Genomic DNA, 8,896 nt, shown 5'->3' with positions numbered 1-8,896 from the left:
GGCTGACGCCGGGTGGCGGCTCGGTCGTCCGTGGTTACCCCTGTTCCTGGAGGGACCGCCGCGGGTGGTCCCCGTAGCGGAAGGGGCCCCCTGCGTGTCCGTTCCACCATCACCGCCCTCGCCCTGGTCGTGGCCGGCCTCGCCGGCACGGCGGGCAGCGCCGCGGCGGACGCCGACGTCGACTTCAGCGGCGACGTCAACCTGAACGTTCTGCCGTGCACCAGCAACCTCAACGTCATCGCCATCCCTATCGAGGTGCTCTCCTCCGAGCCGGTCGGCACCTGTTCGAACGGCTGACCGCGCCACGCCCCGCAGCGTTGAACCCCCGCCCTTCGGGCGGGGGTTCAACGCGCTCCGGCCGGTTCCGCCGCGTCTCAGGGGACGCGCACGACCTGTCCGGCCCAGGAGAGGCCGCCGCCGAAGGCGAAGAGCAGGGCGGGGGCGCCGGTCGGGATCTCGCGGCGCTCGATCAGCTTGGACAGCGCCAACGGCACGGACGCGGCCGAGGTGTTGCCGGAGACGACGACGTCCTGGGCGACGACGGCCTGCGGGGCGTCCAGCCGGCCGACGATGCCCTCGATGATGCGCAGGTTGGCCTGGTGGGTGACGATCGCGCCGAGTTCGCGCGGGCTGACGCCGGCCCGCTCGCAGGCCTCCCTGGCCAGCGGGGCGAGGGCGGTGGTGGCCCAGCGGAAGACCGTCTGGCCGTCCTGGGAGAACGTGGGGTGCCAGTCGCCCCGGATGCGGACCGCGTCCCGCCTGGTGGGGTCGGAGCCCCACACCACGGGGCCGATGCCCTCCTCGTTGTCGCTGGCGCTCAGGACGGCGGCGCCGGCGCCGTCGCCCAGCAGGATGCAGCTGGTGCGGTCGGTGTAGTCGGTGATGTCGGACATCTTCTCGGCGCCGATGACGAGAGCGTGCCGGGCGGCGCCGGCCCTGATGGCGTGGTCGGCGGTGGCGAGCGCGGTGGTGAAGCCGGCGCAGGCGTTGTTGAGGTCGAAGGTGACGGCCGCCGGGATGCCGAGCCGGCCGGCGACCTGCGCGGCGGTGGACGGGGAGCGGTCGATGTTGGTGCAGGTGGCGACGATCACCTGGCCGATGTCGGCGGGGTCGACGCCGGCCGACGCCAACGCCTTCCCCGCCGCGGCGACGGCCAGGTCGGTCACGGTCTCGTCCCTGGCGATGCGGCGGGTGACGATGCCGGTCCGCTGCCGGATCCAGGCGTCGTCGGTTTCGACCATGCCGGCCAGGTCGTCGTTGGTGAGCACGTGCTCGGGCTGGTAGTGGCCAAGCGCGGTGAGGCGAGTCATGACCACAATATAGCGACCGATCGGTCGGACTTTATAGCCCCTCCGCCCCTCCTATAGTGGTGGGCATGAGCCCGCGTCACTCGGCCGCCGAGGCCCGCCGCACCAGGGAGCGCATCATCGAGCGCAGCGTGGACCTGGCCTCGATCGAGGGCCTCGAAGGTCTCACCATCGGCCGCCTCGCGCTCGACCTCGGCATCAGCAAGTCGGGGCTGCTCGGTCACTTCGGGACCAAGGAGGCCCTCCAGCTCGCGGCGCTCGGGCGGGCCGCGGCCATCTTCAGCCAGGAGGTCTGGCGCCCGGCCGCCGACGCCGCCCCGGGGCTGCCGCGGCTGCTCGCGGTCTGCGACGCCTGGATCTCCTACCTGGAGCGCGAGGTCTTCCCCGGCGGCTGCCTCTTCGTCTCCTCCACCTTCGAGTACGACGGCCGCAGCGGCCCCGTACGCGTGCTGCTCCAACGCCAGTTCCAGGCCTGGGAGCACCGCCTGACCGCCGAGGTCAGGCGCGCCGTCGCCGCCGGCGACCTCCCGCCGGACACGGACCCGGCCCAACTCGTCTTCGAGCTCTACGGCGTGATGATGAGCCTCAACCACACCATCCAGCTGCACGGCGCCGGCCGCTCCCCGGCGCGCGCCAAGGCCGCCGTGGCCCGCCTCCTCACGACCGGCTGACCGGGTGGGCGCTCCGCATCGCGCCGGAGTACGCCTCGGGCACCCCTTCCAGGTGCTCGGACACCGCGGCCAGGAAGGCGCGCAGCAGCGGGGTCGCGTTGTGGCGGTCCAGGTCCTCCTGGGAGCGCCACACCTCGTAGAGGAAGAACCGGCCGTCCTCCTGCTCGTGGAGGTGGTACTGGAGACTGCCCTCGTGCCCCCTGGACGGCTCGACGAGGTCGAGCAGGAGGGCCCTGAGCTCGTCGGCGTGGCCCGGCCGCGGGGTCAGGAATCCGTAGAGCGAGACCGGCGTTCGTTCGATCGTTGTCGTCGTCATGCGGCCGACGCTAGGACGTGACATCCGTGTCAGATTCAAGCCGGACCGATGTGAGGTGGGTCACGTGAAGATCGGGGAGTTGTCCCGGGAGACGGGCGTGGCGATCCGTCTCCTCCGCTACTACGAGGCGCAGGGGCTGCTCGCCGCCGAGCGCGGCGAGGGCGGCCACCGCCGGTACGGCCCCGAGGCGCCGGTCGCGGTCGCCCGCATCCGTGCCCTGCTCGCCGCCGGGCTCCCCACCCGGGTGATCCGTTCCCTCATGCCCTGCTACTCCGATGACGGCACCCGGCTCGAACCCTGTGTGCTCGACCACCTCAGGGACCAGGCGGCCGACCTCGACACCCGCATCGCCGAGCTCACCGAGGCCCGCGCGGCCCTCGGCGACATCCTGGCGGCCGCGTCCGGAGGCCCCGTGCGGGTCGGCGCCTGACCGCCGGGCGGGTGGTTTCTCACGGTCGGCTCGCCGCCGCGCGCGTCGGTCCGTGCCCACGGCGTTACTCTCGGCGAGCCAGCGGGCGGACGGGCGGCCGGCGAACCCCTCGTGCCGTGTTCCGATGGGAGCAGAGAGATGGCCGTGTGCTTCACCCCCGGACAGGTGGGCGCGTCCGGGCGGATCGTGCAGGAGTACTGTGCGTACGTCGAGGTCGTGATCCAGGCGCACTACTGCGCGACGACGGGCGGGTGTCTCAGGTTCACCCGGCCCTCGAACGGCGGGACCGAGTTCTTCGACGAGCCCACGGACACCACTCGCTGTCGCTTCTTCGGCGAGTTCCTGAAGGCCCACCACCCGAGGCTCGACGTCGACTTCGTCGTGCAGGCCTGTGAGGCGCGCAAGAAGGCGGTCGACCCCGACGACGAGGACAACGAGCCCTTTCCCGTGCCAGACATCATCGCGCAGCGGCCCACGCGGAAGGAGGTCTACGAGATCAAGCCGCGCAACGCGGCGGGCCGGCGGGACGCCAAGGACAAGATCGACCGCTTCCTGGCGATGACCGACTTCCTCCGCCAGACGGGCCCCATGACGCGCTACGACCGCGGCACGCTGTACCGGCCGGACGAGCCGTTCGAGCTGTACGACGCCCCGATCACCATCTTCGGCCAGGTCAAGGTGGTTCTCCACGTCGTCGGGGAGGGCCAGGGGGTCGTCCTGCACGAGATCTGTGTGGAGTCGCTCCTCACCTCGCCCGAGGCCAAGGTGGCGATCAAGATCGTGCTCGGCATCCTGTTCCTGGTCCTGCTGCGAAGGGGACTGCGGACCGTGCCTGGCGGGGTGCCGGCACCCACGTTCGCCTGGTCCTCGCCCCTGGGACAGGGAGTGGGCAGGGAGCGGCCGAACGAACCGCAGGACGTGCGCTACGTGCAGGTGATGTTGAACGAGTCGCGCCGGCTGGACGGGGTGGCCCCCATCGGCGTCGACGGACTCGTGGGACCGGAGACCATCGGGGCCATCGAGGACTTCCAGACGGCGGTCACCGGCATCGTCGACGGGGCCGTCGACGTCGGAGGGCCGGCGATCGTCGCCCTTGAACAGTCCCACGCCGACGCGCTGGTCGCCGCCATGTCGCTGTCCGACGTGGACGGCTTCGACCTGAGCGCGCTGAAGGCGTATCCGCCCATCGACGAGCAGTTGCCCGACGATGTGAGGGCCATCGCGCAGGAGTACATCGACACCGTGCACGCACGGGCCTGAGTGGGCGTCGGACGGCCGGACCGGTCAGTCCCAGCTGGCGAAGTAGGACGCGGCCATGTCCTCGCCGCCGTGGCCCTGTGCCGAGGCGCGGCGGAAGCGGTCCGCCCCCGCGGCGGCCAGGTCGAGGCGGACACCGGCGGACTCGGCGGCGGCCAGGATGAGGCGGGCGTCCTTCGCCGCGGTGTCCACCGTGAAACTGGGCGCGAGTTCGCCCGATCGGATCGCCGCCGCCTTGACGCGGAGGTAGGGGAGGTCGAGCGCGCCGCCCGCGACCGCGCCCAGGAAGTCCTCGGGGTCCACGCCGAGGCCCTTCGCCAACGCCAGCGCCTCCGCCGTGCCGTGCGTGACCGCCAGCACCCAGCTGTTGCAGACCAGCTTCAGGCGCGAGGCGGCGCCCACCTCGTCGCCGACCCAGAGGGCGCGGGAGCCGACGGCGGAGAAGACGGGCGCGAGCGGCTCCCTGGCGGCCGGCGGACCGGCGGCCAGGACGGTCAACTCGCCGGCCTCCGCGGGCTGTCTGGTGCCGAGCACGGGCGCGTCCACCAGGGTCAGGCCCTCCTCGGCGGCCAGCACCACCAGGTCGTCGAGGCCCTCCGTGCCCACCGTGGAACTCTGCGCCCAGACCGCGCCCTCGGCGAGCCCGGGCGTCGCCGACCGCATCGCGGCCAGCGTGGCGGCCCCGTCGTGGAGCATGGTGAGCACCACGCCGGCGCCCTCCACCGCCTCGGCGGGCGAGCCGGCGACCGTGGCGCCGTCGGCGGCCAGCGGTTCGGCCTTGGAGCCGGTGCGGTTCCAGACGCGGACGTCGTGCCCCGCCCGGCAGAGGTTGCGGGCCATCGGGGCGCCCATGATGCCGGTGCCGAGCACCGCGACGCGGGGGGCCGGCATCTCACACCACCTGGTGCAGCCAGCGGACGGGCGCGCCCTCGCCCGCGTGGCGGAAGGGTTCGAGCTCGTCGTCCCAGGGCTTGCCGAGCAGCCGGCTGATCTCCAGCTGGAGGTCGCTCTCGCCGCGCGCCGCCCGCGCCGCGGCGGCGCGCAGCCGGTCCTCGGGGATCATGATGTCGCCGTGGATGCCGGTGACGGCGTGGTAGATGCCCAGGTCGGGGGTGCAGCTGTAGCGCTCGCCCTCGGCGGCGGGGCATGGCTCCGAGGTGACCTCGAAGCGCAACAGGTGCCAACCGCGTAGGGCGGAGGCGAGCTTGGAGGCGGTGGCGGCCTCGCCCTGCCAGGAGAGCTCGGCGCGCCAGGTGCCGGGGGACGCGGGCTGCCTGGTCCAGTCGAGGCCGACCCGGGCGCCGAGCACTCCGGCGACGGCCCACTCGATGTGTGGACACAGCGCACGCGGGGCGGAGTGCACGAACAGAACACCACGTGTCGTCACCGGGACCTCCACTCTTGGCTACCTGCGCCCGCGGCGAGCCTCAAGGCGCCCCCTCCTACACCGGCCCCGCGCACGAACAGTAAACACCATTGGCAACTTTTTGCGGCAAAATGGACAACGGGTGACGCGCGGTCATCTTTTACTCTTGTTGAGGGCGCGCGTCGGCCGTGGCCACTGCCAGGTCCCAAGCTACCGCCCCGCCGCACACCCCCAAGAACACCGACGGACCCCCAGAGGAAACTGAATGCCGGTCAGCCGCCGCTCGCTCGCCGCGACGTCCGCCCTGCCCCTCGTTCTGGTCGTCACACTGGCCGCCTGCACCTCGGAGGGCCCGCGGGAGGCGGCCCCCGCCCCCGACGAGGTCGCGACCCCGGCCCCGGAGTGGAACACGAGCCCCGACTCGGTGGCCGCCATCGGGGACTCCATCACCCGCGCCTTCGACGCCTGCTCCCTGCTCTCCGACTGCCCCGAGGCGTCCTGGGTCACCGGCACGGACACCGCCGTGAGCAGCCTGGCGCAGCAGTTACTGGGCGAGGCGACCGCCGAGCGGTCATGGAACCTGGCGGCGACCGGCGCCCGGGTCGCCGACCTGCCGGCCCAGGCGGCCGAGGCCGTCCGCCACGAACCCGAGCTGGTCACCGTCCTGATCGGGGCCAACGACGCCTGCGCGGCCGACGTGGCGTCCATGACCAGCCCGACGGAGTTCAGGGCGGCGCTGACCGAGGCGTTCGGCGTGATCAGGGAGGAGCTCCCGGAGACCGGCATCTATGTGTCGAGCGTCCCCGACCTGATGCGGCTCTGGGAGGAGGGCAGCGAGTCCTTCATGGCCCGCACGGTGTGGCAGATGGCCAACATCTGCCCCTCCATGCTGAGCGACGCGAGCGACGACGGCGTGTCGGCCGGCGAGCGGCGCGCGGAGGTGCGGGCGCGCGTGCAGGAGTACAACACGGTGTTGGAGGACGTCTGCGCCGCGGACGAGCTCTGCCGCTACGACGGGGGCGCGGTCTTCGACTTCCGCTTCACCTCCAGCCACCTCAGTGACTGGGACTGGTTCCACCCGAGCCGGGAGGGCCAGTCCGAGCTGGCCGCGCTGGCCTACGAGCAGATCACGACGGACCAGCCGGCCGAGCCGGCGGCGCCCCGCGTGGACTAGTCAGGGCCGAAACGCGGTATCCATTCCCTGACCTTCGTGGGACCTTCCCGACCATTGACAGGGTATGGCCCGCCTCCTAACGTTCTCGCCAGGATTTCGAACGACTAACGAAATATCGAACGTGGCGGAGGGGCGCTTCCCGTGCGTATCACCGGAATCAGCACGCATGTCGTCGGCACACCCTGGCGGAACCTCACCTATGTGCAGGTCCACACGGACGAGGGCCTGACCGGCGTCGGCGAGACCCGCATGCTGGGGCACACCGACGCCCTGATCGGCTATCTCAGGGAGGCGCAGGCGAACCACATCGTCGGCTCCGACCCGTTCGCCGTCGAGGACCTGGTGCGCCGGATGAAGTACGGCGACTACGGGCGGGCCGGCGAGATCGTGATGTCCGGCATCGCCTGTGTCGAGATGGCCTGCTGGGACATCAAGGGCAAGGCGCTCGGGGTCCCGGTCTGGCAGCTGCTCGGCGGCCGGGCCAACGCCTCGGACAACCGGGTCAAGGCCTACGCCAACGGCTGGTACACCGTCGAGCGCACCCCGGAGGCGTTCCACAAGGCCGCCAGGGCGGTCGTCGAGCGCGGCTACCGCGCCCTCAAGCTCGACCCCTTCGGCACCGGCAACTTCGAGCTCGACCACGCCGAGACGCTGCGCTCGATCTCCCTGGTCGAGGCGGTGCGGGACGCCATAGGCCCCGAGGCCGAGCTGCTGCTGGAGATGCACGGCCGGTTCAGCCCGGCCACCGCGATCCGGCTCGCCGGCGAGCTCGAGCGCTTCGCGCCGTCCTGGCTGGAGGAGCCGGTGCCGCCGGAGAACCTGAAGGCGCTGGCCAAGGTGGCCGCCAAGACCAACCTCCCGATCGCCACCGGCGAGCGGATCCACGACCGGATCGAGTTCCGGGAGCTGTTCGAGTCGCAGGCCGTGGACATCATCCAGCCCGACCTCGGCCACCTCGGCGGCATCGGCGAGATGCGGAAGCTGGCCGCCACCGCGGAGACCCACTACGTGCTGGTCGCCCCGCACAACGTCGGCGGCTCGGTGCTCACCGCGGCCAGCCTCCAACTCGCCGGCTGCACCCCGAACTTCAAGATCCTCGAACACTTCAACGACTTCGCGGACGCCGAGATCAAGAAGGTCGTCAAGGGCGCGCCCGAGGTGGTCGACGGCTACTTCACGCTCTCCGAGGAGCCGGGCCTCGGCGTGGAGCTCGACACCGAGGCGGCGGCCGAGTTCCCGCAGCAGCAGGCCCACTTCGACCTGTGGGCCGAGGACTGGCACAAGCGCGACGGCGGGGCGAAGCGGTCGTGACCGGTGACGCCCGCAGCGTGCTCGTGGAGCGGCCCGGAGCCCATCGTCTGGTGACCGGCGAGCCGCCGGCCCCGGGCCCGGGCGAGGTCCGGGTGCGGGTGCACGCCGCCGGGGTGTGCGCGAGCGACCGGGAGGTCTACGACGGCACCCGGGCCGCCGGTTACGTCCGTTACCCGGTGGTGCCCGGGCACGAGTGGTCGGGCACCGTGGACGCGGCCGGGACCGGCGTCGACGCCGCGCTGGTGGGCCGCGGGACGGTCGGCGAGGGCTTCCGCGCCTGCGGGGTCTGCGACCGCTGCCGCGGCGGCGAGACCAGCCTGTGCACCGCCGGATACGAGGAGACCGGGTTCACCCAGCCGGGCGCCTTCGCCGACTACCTGGTGCTGCCCGCCCGGCTGCTGCACCCGCTGGCCGACGACGCCGACCTGACGGCGGCCGCCCTGCTCGAGCCGGCCGCCGTGGTCGCGGCCGCCGTGCTGCGGGCCGCACCGCGCGCCGGCGAACGCGTCGCCGTGGTGGGCGCCGGCACGCTCGGGCTGCTCGCGGTCCAGCTGCTCGCCGCCTCCTCCCCGGCCGAACTGCTGGCCGTCGACCCCCGGACCAGGCCGCTGGAACAGGCCGCCGCGATGGGTGCCACGGTCACGGCCGCGCCCGAGGAGTCCAAGGAGCTGCACGGCCGCTACGACCTGGTGGTGGAAACGGCCGGCGCGCCCGGCACCGCCCGTGACTCCTGCCTGCTGGCCAGGCGCGGCGGCCGGGTGGTGCTGACCGGGATGCCGGAGCCCGGCGCGCACGGCATCGACCCGGTCCACCTGTCGGTCAGCCAGCTCACCGTCGCCAGCGTCTTCGGCGCCCCGCCGGCGGCCTGGTCGTACGCCACCAGGGCCTTCGGCCAGGGCCTGATCCGGCCGGCGGAGCTGATCACCCACCGGCTCCCGCTGACCGCCTTCGGGGAGGCCGTCGCCCTGGTCGGCAGCGGCGACCCCGCGGTGGGAAAGGTCCTGCTCACCCCGTAGCCGCGGGGTCCCAACCACCCCAGGAATCAAACTCGTTCACACCTCTTC

11 protein-coding genes are annotated in these 8,896 nt (G+C 72.6%); 7 read left to right on the top strand and 4 right to left on the bottom strand.

Annotated elements, in window-relative coordinates; genetic code table 11:
• The first annotated feature begins 129 nt into the window (after window positions 1-129).
• A complete protein-coding gene (locus tag ACFWI8_RS13470; RefSeq protein ID WP_387089822.1) occupies window positions 130-297 on the top strand; it encodes a hypothetical protein in 168 nt (55 codons plus the stop codon).
• A gap of 77 nt (window positions 298-374) precedes the next feature.
• Here the strand turns inward: ACFWI8_RS13470 and ACFWI8_RS13465 are convergent, their stop codons facing one another.
• Window positions 375-1,310, bottom strand: coding sequence for a beta-ketoacyl-ACP synthase III (locus ACFWI8_RS13465; protein ID WP_387089820.1), 936 nt, complete (start codon window positions 1,308-1,310; stop codon window positions 375-377).
• 65 nt (window positions 1,311-1,375) lie between these two features.
• On the opposite strand from ACFWI8_RS13465, the gene ACFWI8_RS13460 reads away from it, so the two are divergent.
• Entirely contained in the window at window positions 1,376-1,978 is a 603-nt protein-coding gene (locus ACFWI8_RS13460) for a TetR/AcrR family transcriptional regulator (protein ID WP_387089817.1), read from the top strand.
• Here the strand turns inward: ACFWI8_RS13460 and ACFWI8_RS13455 are convergent.
• Entirely contained in the window at window positions 1,965-2,294 is a 330-nt protein-coding gene (locus tag ACFWI8_RS13455; RefSeq protein WP_387089814.1) for a putative quinol monooxygenase, read from the bottom strand. The genes ACFWI8_RS13460 and ACFWI8_RS13455 overlap by 14 nt on opposite strands.
• Window positions 2,295-2,358: 64 nt before the next feature.
• On the opposite strand from ACFWI8_RS13455, the gene ACFWI8_RS13450 reads away from it, so the two are divergent.
• Both ACFWI8_RS13450 and ACFWI8_RS13445 read left to right on the top strand, forming a co-directional pair.
• On the top strand, window positions 2,359-2,724 hold the full coding sequence (locus ACFWI8_RS13450; RefSeq protein ID WP_387089811.1) for a MerR family transcriptional regulator: 366 nt from the start codon (window positions 2,359-2,361) through the stop codon (window positions 2,722-2,724).
• A gap of 138 nt (window positions 2,725-2,862) precedes the next feature.
• Window positions 2,863-3,984: a peptidoglycan-binding protein gene (locus tag ACFWI8_RS13445; protein ID WP_387089808.1), complete on the top strand. Its 1,122-nt coding sequence runs from the start codon at window positions 2,863-2,865 to the stop codon at window positions 3,982-3,984.
• A gap of 24 nt (window positions 3,985-4,008) precedes the next feature.
• Here ACFWI8_RS13445 and ACFWI8_RS13440 read toward each other — a convergent pair whose 3' ends face one another.
• Window positions 4,009-4,872 (bottom strand): NAD(P)-dependent oxidoreductase, encoded by an 864-nt coding sequence (locus ACFWI8_RS13440; protein ID WP_387089805.1) that lies wholly within the window; start codon window positions 4,870-4,872, stop codon window positions 4,009-4,011.
• Window position 4,873: 1 nt separating this feature from the next.
• Window positions 4,874-5,368, bottom strand: a complete 495-nt coding sequence (locus tag ACFWI8_RS13435) for a DUF3145 domain-containing protein (RefSeq protein ID WP_132933108.1) — start codon at window positions 5,366-5,368, stop codon at window positions 4,874-4,876.
• Window positions 5,369-5,612: 244 nt separating this feature from the next.
• Here ACFWI8_RS13435 and ACFWI8_RS13430 point away from each other — a divergent pair, with 244 nt between their 5' ends.
• From ACFWI8_RS13430 to ACFWI8_RS13420, 3 genes are all read left to right on the top strand, one after another.
• On the top strand, window positions 5,613-6,521 hold the full coding sequence (locus tag ACFWI8_RS13430) for an SGNH/GDSL hydrolase family protein (protein ID WP_387089802.1): 909 nt from the start codon (window positions 5,613-5,615) through the stop codon (window positions 6,519-6,521).
• A 141-nt stretch (window positions 6,522-6,662) separates the two neighbouring features.
• Window positions 6,663-7,832 (top strand): mandelate racemase/muconate lactonizing enzyme family protein, encoded by a 1,170-nt coding sequence (locus ACFWI8_RS13425; RefSeq protein ID WP_387089799.1) that lies wholly within the window; start codon window positions 6,663-6,665, stop codon window positions 7,830-7,832.
• Window positions 7,829-8,848 carry a zinc-binding dehydrogenase gene (locus ACFWI8_RS13420; protein ID WP_387089797.1) on the top strand — a complete coding sequence of 340 codons (1,020 nt, stop codon included), beginning with the start codon at window positions 7,829-7,831 and terminating at the stop codon, window positions 8,846-8,848. The genes ACFWI8_RS13425 and ACFWI8_RS13420 overlap by 4 nt, the downstream gene beginning before the upstream one ends.
• Window positions 8,849-8,896 lie beyond the last annotated feature (48 nt).

The sequence above is a fragment of the Streptomyces sp. NPDC127098 genome (genome assembly GCF_042722465.1).
Classification (GTDB): domain Bacteria; phylum Actinomycetota; class Actinomycetes; order Streptomycetales; family Streptomycetaceae; genus Streptomyces; species Streptomyces millisiae.
This window is presented reverse-complemented; position numbering and strand designations above follow the sequence as displayed.

What these genes read in the sequence shown, in the direction of transcription:
- ACFWI8_RS13440 (WP_387089805.1), bottom strand. Translation starts at nt 4,872, where the DNA reads ATGCCGGCCCCCCGCGTCGCGGTGCTCGGCACCGGCATCATGGGCGCC.
- ACFWI8_RS13465 (WP_387089820.1), bottom strand. Translation starts at nt 1,310, where the DNA reads ATGACTCGCCTCACCGCGCTTGGCCACTACCAGCCCGAGCACGTGCTC.
- ACFWI8_RS13430 (WP_387089802.1), top strand. Translation starts at nt 5,613, where the DNA reads ATGCCGGTCAGCCGCCGCTCGCTCGCCGCGACGTCCGCCCTGCCCCTC.
- ACFWI8_RS13455 (WP_387089814.1), bottom strand. Translation starts at nt 2,294, where the DNA reads ATGACGACGACAACGATCGAACGAACGCCGGTCTCGCTCTACGGATTC.
- ACFWI8_RS13460 (WP_387089817.1), top strand. Translation starts at nt 1,376, where the DNA reads ATGAGCCCGCGTCACTCGGCCGCCGAGGCCCGCCGCACCAGGGAGCGC.
- ACFWI8_RS13445 (WP_387089808.1), top strand. Translation starts at nt 2,863, where the DNA reads ATGGCCGTGTGCTTCACCCCCGGACAGGTGGGCGCGTCCGGGCGGATC.